Source organism: uncultured Methylovirgula sp. (genome assembly GCF_947646745.1).
In the GTDB taxonomy this organism is placed as follows: Bacteria; Pseudomonadota; Alphaproteobacteria; order Rhizobiales; family Beijerinckiaceae; genus Methylovirgula.
The window spans coordinates 16001-30816 of record NZ_CANSHK010000039.1 but is presented as its reverse complement, the minus strand read 5'-3'; the positions used below and the strand labels follow the sequence as shown (position 1 = coordinate 30816).

The following is a 14816-nucleotide window of genomic DNA, read 5'->3' as shown; positions in this document are numbered from 1 at the left end:
GCCGATCCTCGTCCTCGACGAGGCGACCTCGGCGCTCGATAGCTTCACGGAACGCGAGATTCAGGACGCGCTCGATCGTGTCTCGAAGGGCCGCACCACGCTCGTCATCGCGCATCGGCTTTCGACGGTGGTGAATGCCGACGAGATTCTGGTGCTCGACCAGGGCCGCATCGTCGAGCGCGGCGCGCATGCCGCGCTGCTGGCGCAAGGCGGCATCTATGCTGCAATGTGGAACCGGCAGAACGAGGTGCGCCGCGCCGAGGAGGTGTTGCGCCGCGCCGCCGAAGAGGAGCACGCTTTACTGCACGCCGGCGTAACGGCCGAGATCGAGCCTCGCTCCTACGCCGAGGATGACGAAGACGTCGCGCTGGGATAAGTCGTTGCGGCGCCCCTTCATCACGAGACTTCAGCCCATGAGCGTCCTCGATTCGATCCGCAAGCAGATCCCGCCGATCCATCCCGAAGGCTATATTTTCATCGCGATTTTCGCGGTGATCACATTGGTCGCGGGCTGGATTTTCGATCCTTTGTTTTGGATCGGCCTGGTGCTGACGATCTGGTGCGCCTATTTTTTCCGCGATCCGGTCCGCGTGACGCCGCTGGCGGAGGATATCGTCGTCTCGCCGGCAGACGGCATGATTTCGGCGGTCGGGCCAGCCGTGCCGCCGCCGGAATTGGGGCTCGGCCCCGAGCCGATGCTGCGCATCTCGGTCTTCATGTCGGTCTTCGATGTGCATGTGAACCGCGCGCCGATGAACGGACGCATCGCCAAGATCGCCTATCGGCCCGGCCTTTTCATCAACGCCGATCTCGACAAGGCGAGCGAGGACAATGAGCGCAATGGGCTCGTGATCGACACATCGGCCGGACGCATCGGCGTCGTTCAGATCGCGGGCCTGATCGCGCGGCGGATCGTCTGCTTCGTTTCGCAAGGCGACAGCGTCGATGCCGGGGAGCGCTTCGGCCTGATCCGTTTCGGCTCGCGTGTCGACGTCTATCTGCCGCACGGCGCACGGGTTTTGGTGGCGACGGGGATGCGCGCCATCGCCGGTGAGACGATCCTGGCCGATTTCGACGCGGTCCAGCTGGCGCGGCTTTTCAGGACCGGCTGAAAAGCCAAGCGCGTTTCTCTCGCCCGCGCTTTGCTCTATGAAGGGCCGATGAGCGATCCTTTGCCGCGAAGATTTTCCGTTCATGCGGAGGCGCAGCCCGACCGTCCGCACCCCGGCGAGCGCCGGCTCGGCCTCGTGCGCGGCCGCCGGATCGGGCCTGTGCCGCTGCGCATCATCCTGCCCAATCTCGTCACGCTGCTTGCCTTGTCGATGGGGCTGACGGGCATCCGCTTCGCTATCGAAGGACAGTTCCAGATCGCCGTTCTCGTCGTCATCATCGCCGCGGTGCTCGATGGCCTCGACGGCCGCCTGGCGCGGGCGCTGCGCGGCGCCACGCGATTCGGGGCGGAGCTCGATTCGCTCGCCGACTTCGTCGATTTCGGCGTTGCGCCGGGGCTCATCCTCTATCTTTGGAACCTGCATCAGATGAAGAGCCTCGGCTGGTTCGCGGCGCTCGTCTTCGCCATCGCCTGCGCGCTGCGGCTCGCCCGTTTCAACGTCTCGCTCGACGCGCCGGACCGGCCGGCCTGGGAGCGGCATTTTTTCACCGGCATGCCGGCGCCGGCCGGCGCCATCCTCGGGCTCTTGCCGCTCTATCTCAATTTTTCATTTCTGGGCCTGCCGCCGACACGCGCCCTAGCGCCCTTCGAGATTGCCTATGTGCTGTTCGTCGCATTCCTGATGGCGAGCCGGATTCCGCATTTCTCGGTGAAGAAGATCGGCCGCGTGCCGAGCGAATACGTGATCGTCGTCCTGTTCGCCATCGCCGCCGTGGTCTTGCTGCTTGCGACGTTCCCCATGGAAGTCTTGGCCGCCGCCAGCCTGCTTTATCTCGCGACCATTCCCTTTGCGGTGCTCAAATATCGGGCCTTCCTGGCGCAGGACGCGGCCAAAGCCTAAGTGTACAGAGCGACCGCGGCAGTTCACAAATCAGCCGTTCTCGATTAGGGTCCGCGCCGCCTGGCATCGTGAAGCCGCGGCGGCGGACTTCAGCAGAAGGAATCAAATGTCGAAAGAAGAATTACTTGAGTTTCCAGGCGTTATCGTCGAATTGCTCCCGAATGCGACCTTCCGGGTCAAGCTCGAGAACGACCACGAGATCATCGCTCACACGGCGGGCAAGATGCGCAAGAACCGCATTCGCGTCTTGACCGGCGACAAGGTCCTTGTCGAAATGACCCCTTACGACCTCACCAAGGGTCGCATCACCTATCGCTTCAAATAATCCGGGCGGCGGCCGTGAGCGGCGAAAGCAAACCCTGGCGGCCCAAGCTGATCCTGGCTTCAGCCTCGGCGCGCCGGCTCGAACTCCTGCAGCAGATCGGGCTCGACCCCGACGCCTTGATCCCCGCCGATCTTGACGAAGCGCCCAATCGCGGTGAGCTGCCACGCGCCCTGGCCGTACGGCTTGCCGCCGAAAAGGCCGAGGCTGCCGCGAAAACCGCCGCGAAGCAGCCGGAACTCGAAGGCGCCTTTCTGCTCGCCGCCGATACGGTGGTCGCGGTCGGACGCCGCATCCTCCCCAAATGCGAAGTGGTGGACGAGGCGGCGCAATGCCTGCGACTGCTTTCGGGCCGCGTGCATCGCGTCTATACCGCCATCACGCTGATCACGCCGAAGGGCGGCCGGCGCCGCCGCCTGGTCGAAACGCGGGTGCGCTTCAAACGGCTTTCCTCGGATGAGATCGAGGCCTACCTTGCCTCGGGCGAATGGCGCGGCAAGGCCGGCGGCTACGCCATCCAGGGGCTGGCGGGGGCCTTCGTCGTCAAGCTCGTCGGCTCCTATACCGGGGTCGTCGGCCTGCCGCTCTATGAGAGCCTGTCCTTGCTTGCCGGCGAAGGGTTCCCGGCCCATTTCTTCTGGCTCAATCGCGTTTGAGTGACCGCGTGCCATGCAGCAGAAGGCCGAAGACCAGGGCCAATCGAGGAAAGCGCGCCGGTGCCCGATTTGCGGCAAACCCGCAAGCGAGGCCGAGCGGCCGTTTTGCTCGCGCCGTTGCGCCGATATCGACCTGCATCGCTGGTTGAGCGGCGCCTATGCCGTGCCGGTGCGGCCGGATGACGAGCCCGAGGATTCCGCGCTAGATGAACCGGGGCCTGAACAGGGCTAGGACGTTCGGCCCGCGGGAGCGCCATGTTTTTCGTCATCTCGAAATTGCTCTGGGCGCTCGTCGAGCCGTTCAATTTTCTGCTGATTTTGGGTTTGGTCGGCGTGCTGTTGAGCTTCAGCCCGCGGCCCCGCCTGGGGCGCCGCCTGTGCATCGCGTCGCTCTTGCTGTTCGGGATCGTGAGTTTTTCGCCGCTCGGCCCATCCCTGTTGCGGCCGATCGAGGACCGTTTTCCGCTCCCTGCCGCGAACATGCCTGCACCGGCGGGAATCATCGTCCTGGGCGGCGCGCTCGACGAAGATCTCACCCAATCGCGGCACGAGCCGGTCTTGATGGCGCTCGGCGGCCGGGTGACCGAAGGGGCGGTCCTCGCCCGCCGCTTCCCGACCTCGCGGCTCATTTTCACCGGCGGCTCGTCGAGCCTGCACCCGAGCGGCGCCGACGAGGCGGCCGGGGTGCGCGAACTCTGGACCGAATTGGGCATCGATCCGGCGCGCATGACGTTCGAGACGAAGTCGCGCAACACCTGGGAAAATGCACTCTTCACCCGGGCGCTGATCGGGCCGAAGCCGCAGGAGACGTTCCTTATCGTCACTGCGGCTTGGCATATTCCCCGCGCGATGGGGGTTTTCCGCAAGCTCGGCTACCACGTCATTGCCTATCCAACCGACTATATGACGCTGGGGGACACCCGCGACTATTCGTGGCTCAACCTCGGCACGGCCGGGCTTGTTATGTTCCAATATGCGCTGCACGAATGGATTGGACTTGCCGCCTATCATCTGACCGGCAAAACCGATGCCTGGTTTCCGGCGCCCTAAACATGGCCGAAAAGCAACTTGCGCAGCGCGGCGTAAGCCAATAAATCCGCCTTGATTTTCAAGCTGAAACACAACAAGCCGCGGCCGGCCCGCGGCGCCATAGGGGAAGGAAGTCTCATGCGTTTTCGTTGGTTGGTGGCGCTTATCCCGCTCGCGTTTTCAACGGCGCCGGCCTTTGCGGTCGATCCGCTCGATGTCCAGCATTGCCAGCAGCAAGGCGACGCCAATCTGACAATCAGCGGTTGCAGCAAAATTGCCGACGATAAGACGGTCGACACGCATGACCGCGCCGTCGCCGCCTTCCTTCTTGGCATCGGCTATTACGCCAAAAACGATCTCGACAATGCGATCAAGGCCTGGACCGAGGCCACCGCTCTCGAGCCCGGCTATGTCCATGCCTACAACAATCTCGGCAAGGCCTATCTGGCGAAGACCGATTACGCCAAGGCGATCGCGACGTATGATCAGGCGATCAAGCTCGATGCGAAGCACGCACTCTCTTACAAGGGGCGGGGCATCGCGCAATTTCTGAGTGGCGCCAAGGACAAGGCCGAGGCGGATTTCCGGCAGGCGGTCGCGCTCGATCCGGGCGATGCCTATTCGCAGCTCTGGCTTGAACTGACGAAGCGCCGCCTCGGCGCCAAGGCTTCGCCCGATCTTGCCAAGGCCTCGACGCAATTGAACATGACGGCGTGGCCCGCGCCTTTGCTGCTGCTCTACGAGGGGCAGATGACGCCGCATGACGTCGTCATGGCGGCGCAACATGTCGATATCAAAGTCTCGAAGGCGCGGATGTGCGATGTCGGCTTCTATGCCGGCGAACTGTCGCTCAGCGAAGGCGACAAGAACGAGGCGATCGAATTGTTCAATCACGCGGTCGATGTCTGCTTCAATTCGGTGGACGAGAAGACCGCCGCCGTCGCTGAGCTCAAGGCTCTCGGGCAAAATCCCTGAACATCGCACGAGGCCTCGTTTGTCGTTCACGCTCGTCCTTGCCAATAAGGCTTATTCTTCCTGGTCGCTGCGCCCGTTCATCCTGATGCGGCATTTCGCGATTCCGTTTGATGAGATCGTGATCGGCCTCGGCCAGGAGACGACGCGGACCGACATCCTGAACTATTCGCCATCGGCGCGCTGCCCGGCGTTGCTCGATGGCGATCTTACGGTCTGGGATTCGCTTGCGATCATCGAATATCTGGCCGAGCAATTTCCGGATTTGCCGATCTGGCCGCGCGAGAAGGCGGCGCGCGCAGTGGCGCGTTCGCTTTCCGCGGAAATGCATTCGGGCTTCCAAGCGCTGCGCACGCATCTGCCGATGAATATGCGCCGCGCCGCGAAACGCCGCGATCTGACGCCGGAGGTCGTTGCCGACGTGGTGCGGATCGAGGCCGCATGGTCGGATGCGCGCGAAAGGTTCGGCACCGGCGGCGACTTCCTCTTCGGCGGCTTCTGTGCCGCCGATGCGATGTTCGCACCGGTCGTCAACCGGCTTCATGTCTACGACGTGCCGGTGAGCGCCGAAAGCCGCGCTTATATGGATCTTGTGATGGCGCTGCCGGCCTATCAGGATTGGCAGAAGGGCGCGGCGGCGGAAAGCTGGCGCATCGCCAAATACGAAGTGGCTTAGGACATCGGGCCGGAAAGCGGACCGCTTTCCGGTTCATCCAGCACGGTTGCAGCGCCCGCGCGGCAGGGGAGACGGACGATGATGCATTATTGGCCGTTGTCGCTGCCGTTCTTCATCCTCCTCGGCGGCATTTTCGTTCTGCTCGTCATCTGGGTCGAAGTCCGCGCCCTGATGTTCGCCTACACCCGCGCGGGAATCAGTTCCCCGGCAGCCTTGTTCATGCTCTTCGCCTCACTGGCGGGCAGCTATGTCAACATTCCTCTGTTCTGGCTGCACGGCCGTCCGGTCGTTTCGGACCAGGAGGTCGATTTCTTCGGTGTGCATTATATCGTGCCGGTGGCCGAATGGCAGGGTACGGTCGTTGCCGTCAACGTCGGCGGCTGCGTCATTCCGGTTCTTCTGTCGCTTTACATCCTGACGAAATACGATCTTTGGGTGCTGGGCGCGATCGGCACGGCAATCGTCGCCATCATCACCCATCAAATGGCGACGCCCGTGCATGGCGTCGGCATCGCTCTGCCGATCTTCGTGCCGCCGATCGTGACCGCCGTCGTCGCGGTGCTGCTGTCGCGCCGCTATGCCGGCCCGCTCGCCTATGTCAGCGGCAGTCTTGGCGTGCTGATCGGCGCCGATCTGTCCAATCTCAGCAAGGTCGCCACCCTCGGCGCGCCCGTCGCCTCGATCGGCGGGGCAGGGACCTTCGACGGAATTTTCCTGACCGGCGTGCTCGCCGTCTTGCTCGCAAGCATCACCGGGCCGCGCTACCAGCGGGCTTGAGAGCCGCGCGGCGGCTAGCCTTTGAGCTTTTTCTTCTTCCCATTCGCTTCCGCGACAGCGGCGGCATGGTACTCGCGGCGGATCTTGGCGAGATCGACGCTGGGCTTCGGATATTTCATGCCGAAATCGGCCATCGTTTCGGCGACGATCTGCGAGATCGCCAGATTGCGAAACCATTTGTGGTTTGACGGGATGACGAACCAGGGTGCGTGCTTGGTGCTCGTCGCCCCCATCGCCTCCTCATAGGCATCCATATAGTCATCCCAGAACGCACGCTCTTTATAATCCGCCTCGCTGATCTTCCAATTGCGGTGCGGGTCTTCGAGCCTTTGAGCGAAGCGGGCAAGTTGCTCTTCCTTGCTGATATGCAGGAAGAATTTGAGAATATGCGTGCCGTTGTCGAGAAGCTCGGCCTCGAAATCGCGAATCTGGGCGTAGCGTGATTTGCAGGTTGCCTTGTCGATCGCCTTATGGACGCGGCTGATCAGCACGTCTTCGTAATGCGAGCGATTGAACACGCCGACCTGGCTCAGCCGCGGCACTTTACTGTGAATGCGCCACAGAAAATCGTGCGCCCGCTCTTCCGGCGTCGGCGCCTCGAACCGCGAGACGCTGACGCCCTGCGGGTTCATCGCCCGCATGACATGCGATATGGTCCCATCCTTGCCGCCGGCATCCATGGCCTGGAGCACGATGAGCAAGGCCCGCTTGTTCTCGGCATAAAGCAGGGTTTGCATGTCGGCGAGCTTTTGCCGGTACTGTTCGGTCAGGTCCGCGGCCTCAGAGTCCGAGCCTTGATCCTGCGTATCGTCCGGGTCGATGTCGGCGAGGCGCAGCTTTTCGTCCGTGGCGACGATGAATTTCTTGCGATAGTCCATCCCCGCTTCTAGCACGGACAGAGCGGCGCCGTCATATTGCGGCCATGACCCTTCATCTGCTCAAGCTTTGCGTAGGCGCGGATACGATCGCCGACCTCGAGGCCTTTCAGGCAACCCGGCGCAAGCCGCCCTTTCACGTGACGCGCATGGTGCCGCGGCGCAGCGAGGATTTGCTCGACGGCGGCTCGCTCTACTGGGTCATCAAGGGCCAGATCGCTGCGCGCCAGGCCCTAAGTGCGATCGAGCCCTTTACCGATGGCGACGGGATTGGCCGCTGCTGCCTGGTCCTTGACGCGACGATCGTGCGGGTGATGCCGCGGCCGTTTCGCGCCTTCCAGGGGTGGCGCTATCTGCAGCCCAAGGATTGCCCGCCGGATTTGGCGAGCCAAGACGCCGGCGAGATGCCGGAGAGCCTGCGCATCGAGCTCGCTGCGCTCGGCTTATTGTGACAGGGCGCCGTCGATAAAATGCCTGCGAGCAGCGTAAAGCCGCTTGCCCGCGACGCGCGCGCGTAGGAATTTAGACAGGGATGCAAACAGGCAGGGCGGATGCCTTATATTCTCGCGGGTTTTTTGGTCTTCTATCTGGCGCTTTACGGGTTGCGGGCCTTCAGCCGCGCCAATCCGGCCGCGCTTGCGCAGGCGTTGCGGCGCTTCGGCAGCCTGATCGTGCTGCTCCTCGCCGGGTTTGCGCTTCTGCGCGGCAGCGCCGATGGGGCCGCCGTTCTCGCCGCGATCGGCGTCTGGCTTCTCGTCAGCGCGGCGAGATCGCGGCGCGGCCGTTTTGGCTTCGGCGCTGGAGCGACGTCGCGGCTGCGCTCGGCCGTCGTGGAGATGGAGGTTGACCACATCTCCGGCACGATTAGCGGCACGGTTTTGGCCGGCCCGGATGAAGGCAAGTCGCTTGCTCATATGACGCGCGAACAATGCGAGGCGCTGCACGCGCTCTGCTTGCGCGACGATCCGGACGGGGCACGACTGCTAGAGGCTTATCTGGACCGCCGGTTTCCCGGATGGCGTGCGGCACGAAACGAGAGTGCGGACGCGCGGCGCCGTCGTGCGCAGGCGGGCGCCAGGCCGGGCATAATGTCCGAGGATGAGGCTTATGAGGTCCTGGGCCTTCAAAAAGGGGCGACGCGCGACGACGTCATGCGCTCGCACCGGTCCTTGATAAAGAAGCTGCATCCCGACCACGGGGGATCGACGGATCTTGCCGCTCGTGTCAACGAGGCCAAGGACGTTTTGATGCGCAGACACCACTAACTCCTACGCGAAACGCGAAACGATTTCAGTCGCGGACGATGATAAAATCGTTCCCCTAATTCTTCATTGCAAAGCAGGCGAAACCGGATCTTTTCAAACTGCGGCAAGCGGCTTGCGCGTCGTCGGCATCGAGGCCGGCAAAACGCGCGCGATAGAGCGTCGCATCGCCCTTCTGTACCTTTTGGGTGAAAGCCTGCGCGTCATCGAGTGTTCTGAGGCCGCGCGCCTTGGCGCGGGCAAGCAGCGCCGCGGCCTTCGCCGCATCGTCGGTCGCGCCGATCTGGATGACCCAGCCCTGCGGCAGCGCGCGCGGCGCATTCTCCGCATCGTCTTTATGGGCTGTCGGCTTGACGGTGATGCCCGCGGCGGCGAGGTCGCTGGCGCTGATCGCCGGGGCAGCATTGGCAATTTTAGCCGGCGCCGGACCCACGACCCAATGCAGGTTCGAAGGCGTCGCCGTCGAGGCTTCCGGCCGCTCGGTCGAGCCATCGAAAGCAACGCGATGGACGCTGCCGGTGGTCACGTCGTCGCTCGAGGCTGGCGTACTGGCAATATAGGCCGGGCGCGGCCGGGCGATCGGCAAGGGCACATCGTTGGCGTCGGGGGTGCCGAGCGCTTCCGCTTTGGCAGCCCAGGAGGCGGGCGCCGGCCCGGCTTCGCGCTCGGAGCTTTCGTGCAAAGCGGTTTCGCGCACTGCACGGGTGTCGCGCTCTTCCGCGACCTCGGCGATCATCGGCGCAGTGCGGCGGATCGAGGCTTCGTTGATTTCGCGGCCGATGAGCGCGGCCATGGCGCGATCGCGGCTTGCCGCCGTCGCGCCGCCGATGATGACGGCGATGATCGCCCGGCCGCGGTAGTGCACCGAAGTCAGCAGGTTGAAGCCGGAGGCGCGAGTATAGCCGGTTTTGATGCCGTCCATGCCGGGAATGCGGCCGAGGAGGTGATTATGGTTGCGGATGCGCTGGCCGTGATAGGCGAATTCTTCCAGCGAGAAATAATGATAATAGCGGGGGAAGCGCTCCTGAATGGCGCGGCCGAGGATGGCCAGATCCGCGGCGGTCGTGATCTGCGCGTCGTTCGGCAGGCCCGAGGCATCGGCATAATGCGTGTGCATCATGCCGAGCGCATGCGCTTCGCGGGTCATCATGGCGCAGAAATTTTCTTCGCTCCCGCCGATGGCTTCAGCGATCGCGACGGCAATGTCGTTGGCCGATTTGGTGACGACGGCTTTGATCGCATCATCGACGTCGATCGTCTGGCCTGGCCGCAGACCGAGCTTCGTCGGCGCCTGCGCTGCGGCATGCGCCGAGATCGTGAGCCGCGAATTGAGGTGCAGCCGCCCGCGGTCGAGCTCCTTGAAGAGCAAATAGAGCGTCATCACTTTGGTGATCGATGCCGGATGGCGGAGATCGTTCTCATTCTGCGCGTAGAGAACGCGGCCGGAATTGCTGTCGACGACGATTTCGGCCAGCCGCGATGATCCCGTCCTTTCCGCGACGCGCTCGGCAAGGCGTCCGGAATGGCGGCGATGGAAGGCGAGGCGGTAATGCGCGTGCCGGACATGATGGGCCACATGCCAGCCATGGTGGCGATGATGGGCCGCGGCCGGACTGGCGAGCGCCGGCAGCAGCGACGCGACGAAACTTATCAGGATCACGGAGCGCCCACGACCCGCCAGGCCACGCTCGAACATCACGCGTCTATTCCTTTATCATCAAGGACTTCGGCCGCCGAGAAGAGCCCGATCCGGCCTGTCAAACAGTCGAATAAGGCTAAAATGTTCCGGTTACCCGCGGGTTAAGGCGGCCGAGACAATTCCAATTTGGCGTGCCAGGATGAGAATCGTTATGCTGCGATGCAAAAAAATCTTGACACAATTTGTGCGACGCACTATACGGGTGCTGTGGGCCGGGGCTTAGTCGACGCGAAGCCCCTTTGGCTTGGAATGCTGCAATATGCGTCAGTCAAAGGAGCAAAAGATGGCGACGAATTTTGAGGACTTCCAAAAGTTCGGCAAAGAACAGCTCGAAGCGGTGAGCTCGGTGGCGGCGTCCCTCGCCAAGGGTTTCCAGTCGATTGCGGCCGAAGCGACCGATTATTCCAAGCGCTCGCTCGAGACGAGCTCGGCCTATCTGGAGAAGCTGGTCGGCGCCAAGTCGCTCGACAATGCGATCCAGATCCAATCCGAATATGCCAAGGTCGCTTATGAGGGTTTTGTTGCCCAGACGACCAAGATCGGCGAGCTCTACGCCAATCTCGCCAAGGAAGCGTTCAAGCCGGTCGAGAGCGCGATTGCCAAGGCTCAGTCGGTCGCCAGCAGCGTGACGCCGATCGCCAAGTAAGGGCGTCAAGTAAGGGCGTCGCGTCGGGCGTCGCTCAATCGCAGACGCACGGGCGGTGCGCGTCGGCCGCCCCCTGAGTGTCGCGCGGGGCTGCATTTCGAAATGCCCATGGAAGGGCGTTCAAGGCTCGGCATATGTCGAGCCTTTTTTGTTGCGCCGTAAAATTTATTTGCGGAGTAAAAATTGCCGAATCGCCACGAAAGCGAAATAAATTGTCTCGGCAATGACAGCGCTATTCTGGAATCGCCGCGTTTTGTCTCTATCTTGCCTAGGTCGGCAAGATAATTGCTGAGAGTGGCAATCGCGGCGCAGTTTTCGCCTAGGCGAGCGCCGCGAACCGGAGTTATGATCATGCGTTGACCGGAGGTGCCGGTCGGGAAGCTTCCGGCGGCTCCGTGCCAGTTGGCGCGACAGGAGGCGAGGGCATGCCGCTACGGGCAGCCAAAGATGCACAAAAAGGCGGTGACCCCGGACCGGGAAGTGGCACCGCGGTTATCACACGTGCCAAACCGCAGACGCGACGTCCGAATATGTATCGCGTTCTGCTGCTCAACGACGACTACACGCCGATGGAATTCGTCGTCGTCGTTCTGCGCAAATATTTCAACAAAGGGCCGGAAGAGGCGACGCGCATCATGCTCCATGTCCACCAGCATGGCGTCGGCGAATGCGGTGTTTTCACTTACGAAGTCGCTGAGACGAAGGTCACCCAAGTGATGGACTACGCCAGGAAGCACCAGCATCCGCTGCAATGCATCATGGAAAAGAAATAGAGATCGGAGCCGTCATGCCGTCTTTTTCGCGTAATCTCGAACAGACTCTTCACCGTGCTCTCGCCGTCGCCAATGAGCGCCATCACGAATATGCGACGCTCGAGCATCTTCTCTTGAGTCTCACCGAGGATAGCGATGCGGCGGCGGTCTTGCGGGCCTGCTCGGTCGATCTCGAAGTACTGCGCAAAAATCTGCGCGATTATATCGACCAAGAGCTCGACAATCTCGTCAGCGACGGCCGCGAAGACGCCAAGCCGACCGCCGGCTTCCAGCGCGTCATCCAGCGCGCTGTCATTCACGTTCAATCCTCGGGCCGCGAAGAGGTCACGGGCGCCAATGTGCTCGTTGCCATTTTCGCCGAGCGCGAGAGCCATGCCGCCTATTTCCTGCAAGAGCAGGATATGACCCGCTACGATGCGGTAAACTACATCAGCCACGGTATTGCAAAGAGGCCCGGCATGTCCGATTCCTCGAAGACGCCGCGCGGAGCCGAGGACGATGACGGCCGCGACGGGAAGGACAAAGAGAACGGCGAGTCGAAGAAGAAGGAAGGCGCGCTCGAGGCCTATTGCGTCAACCTCAACCGCAAGGCCAAAGAGGGCCGTATCGATCCGCTGATCGGCCGCGAGGCGGAGGTGCTGCGCACGATCCAAGTGCTCTGCCGCCGCCACAAGAACAACCCGCTGCTCGTCGGCGATCCGGGTGTCGGCAAGACGGCGATCGCCGAAGGCCTGGCGCGCAAGATCGTCAAGAACGAAGTGCCCGAAGTTCTGGCCGATGCGACCGTCTTTGCTCTCGACATGGGGACATTGCTCGCCGGCACGCGCTATCGCGGCGATTTCGAAGAGCGCCTGAAGCAGGTGATGAAGGAGATCGAAAATCACAAGAAGGCGATTCTCTTCATCGACGAGATTCATACCGTCATCGGCGCTGGCGCGACCTCCGGCGGCGCGATGGATGCCTCGAACCTGTTGAAGCCGGCTTTGGCGCAAGGCACGCTGCGCTGCATCGGTTCGACGACGTACAAGGAATACCGGCAGTATTTCGAGAAAGACCGGGCGCTCGTGCGCCGTTTCCAGAAGATCGACGTCAACGAGCCGTCGGTCGAAGACGCGATCGAGATCATGAAGGGCTTGAAACCCTATTTCGAGGACTACCATAAGGTCCGCTACACCAACGAGGCGGTGAAGGCGGCGGTCGAACTCTCGGCGCGCTACATCCATGACCGCAAGCTGCCGGACAAGGCGATCGACGTCATCGACGAGACCGGCGCGAGCCAGATGCTCGTGCCCGAGGCCAAGCGTAAGAAGACGATCGGCATCAAGGAGATCGAGACGACGATCGCGACCATGGCGCGGATTCCGCCGAAGACCGTGTCGAAGGACGATGCCGAGGTGCTCGAACACCTGACGGAAACGCTCGAGCGCGTGGTCTATGGCCAGAACAAGGCCATCCAGGCGCTGACCTCGGCGATCAAGCTCGCCCGCGCCGGCCTTCGCGACGGCGAGAAGCCGATCGGCTCGTACCTGTTCTCCGGACCGACCGGCGTCGGCAAAACCGAGGTCGCGCGCCAGCTTGCAACGGCGCTCGGCGTCGAGCTGATCCGTTTCGATATGTCGGAATATATGGAGCGCCATACGGTGTCGCGCTTGATCGGCGCGCCTCCCGGTTATGTCGGCTTCGATCAGGGCGGGCTCTTGACCGATGCGATCGACCAGCACCCGCACAGCGTGCTGCTGCTCGACGAAATCGAGAAGGCGCATCCGGATCTCTACAATATCCTGTTGCAGGTGATGGATCACGGCAAGCTGACCGATCATAACGGCAAGCAGATCGATTTCCGCAATGTCATCCTGATCATGACGACCAATGCCGGCGCCGCCGACATGCAGCGTGAAGCCTATGGCTTCACCCGCGCCAAGCGCGAAGGCGAGGATACGGAGGCGATCAATCGCATGTTCGCACCCGAGTTCCGCAACCGGCTCGACGCGGTCGTGACTTTCGGACATTTGCCGACGGAAGTGGTCGCGAAGGTCGTCGACAAGTTCATCATGCAGCTCGACGCGCAGCTCGCCGAGCGCAACGTCACGATCGAGCTGACCGACGAGGCGCGCAATTGGCTGGTCGAGAACGGCTATGATGAACAGATGGGCGCGCGGCCGATGGCGCGCATCATCCAGCAGACGATCAAGACGCCGCTTGCCGACGAAGTGCTGTTCGGTCGCTTGAAGAACGGCGGCAATGTGCGCGTCGTGGTCGTCGCCGCGGAGGACGGAAGCAAAAAGCTCGGCTTCGTCTTCCCCGAGGGTCCGGTTTTGCCGCGGCCGGAGAAGGACATTGTCGAGGCGAGCAAGAAGCGGGTGCGGCCGGAGCCGGAAGTGCGCCGCGCCCGGGCGCGCAAGCTCAAGGGCGACGATGACGACGGCGGCCCGGAAGGCGAGCCGAACGACGACGTGCCGGATGAGAGCGAAGCCACTGAAGACGAGGGTTCGGACGAGACGACGTCCGAGGGCGATACGAAGCCCTCCGGCATCGTACCGAACGTGCCGCTGCAAGGCTGAGACAAAGCTTGAGGCGCGGACAAAAAGGGCGGCTTCGGCCGCCCTTTCTCATTTCCTGTCCTTCTATCGCGGTGCTTCCTATCGCAGTGCTTCGGCGATCTTCGCTTGGAATTTCTCCAGCACGTCAGGCCCTTCCATCGCGCTTGCCGGGGGTTTCAATTCAATCCCCTCCCAGCGCGGCATGATGTGGAAATGTAGATGGAAGATCACCTGTCCGCCCGCGCTTTCGTTGGATTGCAGCAGGGTGAGGCCTTCCGCGCCAAGACTGTTCTTGACGCCGATTGCGACCTTCTGGACGCGTTTGATCAGTTCGCCAAGCTTATCGGGATCGGCGTCGAGCAATGTGCGCGCCGGAAATTTGGGAATGACTAAAGTATGGCCGTCGATGCGCGGCATAATGTCCAAAAATGCCAGCGCAATCTCGTCTTCGTAGACTTTGTAACAAGGAATCTCGCCGCGGAGAATTCTCGCGAAAACGTTGTGGTTGTCGTAGGCGTGCGCCATGACTTTCCTCTTTGTTGCGGCGCCACGATAGTCAAGGCAAGGCGCGGCGAAA

General features: G+C 62.4%; 17 protein-coding genes and 1 pseudogene. 15 read left to right on the top strand and 3 right to left on the bottom strand.

Annotated elements, in window-relative coordinates:
* From Q0025_RS11965 to Q0025_RS11920, 10 genes and pseudogenes are all read left to right on the top strand, one after another.
* Positions 1-376: pseudogene (locus Q0025_RS11965) on the top strand (metal ABC transporter permease); the annotation flags it as partial.
* A gap of 37 nt (positions 377-413) precedes the next feature.
* Complete coding sequence (locus Q0025_RS11960; protein ID WP_297299381.1) at positions 414-1112, top strand: phosphatidylserine decarboxylase; 699 nt, start codon at positions 414-416, stop codon at positions 1110-1112.
* Positions 1113-1160: 48 nt separating this feature from the next.
* On the top strand, positions 1161-2012 hold the full coding sequence (locus tag Q0025_RS11955; RefSeq protein ID WP_297299378.1) for a phosphatidylcholine/phosphatidylserine synthase: 852 nt from the start codon (positions 1161-1163) through the stop codon (positions 2010-2012).
* Between the two features lie 106 nt (positions 2013-2118).
* On the top strand, positions 2119-2337 hold the full coding sequence (gene infA, locus Q0025_RS11950) for a translation initiation factor IF-1 (RefSeq protein WP_297299377.1): 219 nt from the start codon (positions 2119-2121) through the stop codon (positions 2335-2337).
* Positions 2338-2351: 14 nt separating this feature from the next.
* Positions 2352-2990 carry a Maf-like protein gene (locus Q0025_RS11945; protein WP_297299374.1) on the top strand — a complete coding sequence of 213 codons (639 nt, stop codon included), beginning with the start codon at positions 2352-2354 and terminating at the stop codon, positions 2988-2990.
* A 13-nt stretch (positions 2991-3003) separates the two neighbouring features.
* Positions 3004-3222 carry a DNA gyrase inhibitor YacG gene (gene yacG / locus Q0025_RS11940; RefSeq protein WP_297299373.1) on the top strand — a complete coding sequence of 73 codons (219 nt, stop codon included), beginning with the start codon at positions 3004-3006 and terminating at the stop codon, positions 3220-3222.
* 23 nt (positions 3223-3245) lie between these two features.
* Positions 3246-4040 (top strand): YdcF family protein, encoded by a 795-nt coding sequence (locus tag Q0025_RS11935; RefSeq protein WP_297299371.1) that lies wholly within the window; start codon positions 3246-3248, stop codon positions 4038-4040.
* A gap of 117 nt (positions 4041-4157) precedes the next feature.
* Positions 4158-4994 carry a tetratricopeptide repeat protein gene (locus tag Q0025_RS11930; protein ID WP_297299368.1) on the top strand — a complete coding sequence of 279 codons (837 nt, stop codon included), beginning with the start codon at positions 4158-4160 and terminating at the stop codon, positions 4992-4994.
* Between the two features lie 19 nt (positions 4995-5013).
* A complete protein-coding gene (locus tag Q0025_RS11925; protein WP_297299366.1) occupies positions 5014-5667 on the top strand; it encodes a glutathione S-transferase family protein in 654 nt (217 codons plus the stop codon).
* Positions 5668-5745: 78 nt separating this feature from the next.
* On the top strand, positions 5746-6444 hold the full coding sequence (locus tag Q0025_RS11920; RefSeq protein ID WP_297299364.1) for a DUF1614 domain-containing protein: 699 nt from the start codon (positions 5746-5748) through the stop codon (positions 6442-6444).
* A gap of 14 nt (positions 6445-6458) precedes the next feature.
* On the opposite strand, the gene Q0025_RS11915 is transcribed toward Q0025_RS11920, so the two are convergent.
* Complete coding sequence (locus Q0025_RS11915) at positions 6459-7322, bottom strand: polyphosphate kinase 2 family protein (RefSeq protein WP_297299362.1); 864 nt, start codon at positions 7320-7322, stop codon at positions 6459-6461.
* A gap of 44 nt (positions 7323-7366) precedes the next feature.
* Here Q0025_RS11915 and Q0025_RS11910 point away from each other — a divergent pair, with 44 nt between their 5' ends.
* Together Q0025_RS11910 and Q0025_RS11905 are read left to right on the top strand one after the other, a co-directional pair.
* Positions 7367-7771 (top strand): DUF1489 domain-containing protein, encoded by a 405-nt coding sequence (locus tag Q0025_RS11910; RefSeq protein ID WP_297299361.1) that lies wholly within the window; start codon positions 7367-7369, stop codon positions 7769-7771.
* Between the two features lie 99 nt (positions 7772-7870).
* Positions 7871-8584 carry a DnaJ domain-containing protein gene (locus tag Q0025_RS11905; protein WP_297299358.1) on the top strand — a complete coding sequence of 238 codons (714 nt, stop codon included), beginning with the start codon at positions 7871-7873 and terminating at the stop codon, positions 8582-8584.
* Positions 8585-8639: 55 nt separating this feature from the next.
* Here Q0025_RS11905 and Q0025_RS11900 read toward each other — a convergent pair whose 3' ends face one another.
* Positions 8640-10241 (bottom strand): SPOR domain-containing protein, encoded by a 1602-nt coding sequence (locus Q0025_RS11900; RefSeq protein WP_366939456.1) that lies wholly within the window; start codon positions 10239-10241, stop codon positions 8640-8642.
* 322 nt (positions 10242-10563) lie between these two features.
* Here Q0025_RS11900 and Q0025_RS11895 point away from each other — a divergent pair, with 322 nt between their 5' ends.
* The 3 genes from Q0025_RS11895 (at position 10564) to clpA (ending at position 14260) form a co-directional block, all read left to right on the top strand.
* On the top strand, positions 10564-10926 hold the full coding sequence (locus Q0025_RS11895; protein ID WP_297299353.1) for a phasin family protein: 363 nt from the start codon (positions 10564-10566) through the stop codon (positions 10924-10926).
* Between the two features lie 425 nt (positions 10927-11351).
* Positions 11352-11699, top strand: coding sequence for an ATP-dependent Clp protease adapter ClpS (clpS, locus tag Q0025_RS11890; RefSeq protein WP_297299351.1), 348 nt, complete (start codon positions 11352-11354; stop codon positions 11697-11699).
* A gap of 14 nt (positions 11700-11713) precedes the next feature.
* Positions 11714-14260 (top strand): ATP-dependent Clp protease ATP-binding subunit ClpA, encoded by a 2547-nt coding sequence (gene clpA / locus Q0025_RS11885; RefSeq protein WP_297299349.1) that lies wholly within the window; start codon positions 11714-11716, stop codon positions 14258-14260.
* Positions 14261-14338: 78 nt separating this feature from the next.
* Here the strand turns inward: clpA and Q0025_RS11880 are convergent, their stop codons facing one another.
* A complete protein-coding gene (locus Q0025_RS11880) occupies positions 14339-14764 on the bottom strand; it encodes an HIT family protein (protein WP_297299347.1) in 426 nt (141 codons plus the stop codon).
* Between the last annotated feature and the right edge of the window lie 52 nt (positions 14765-14816).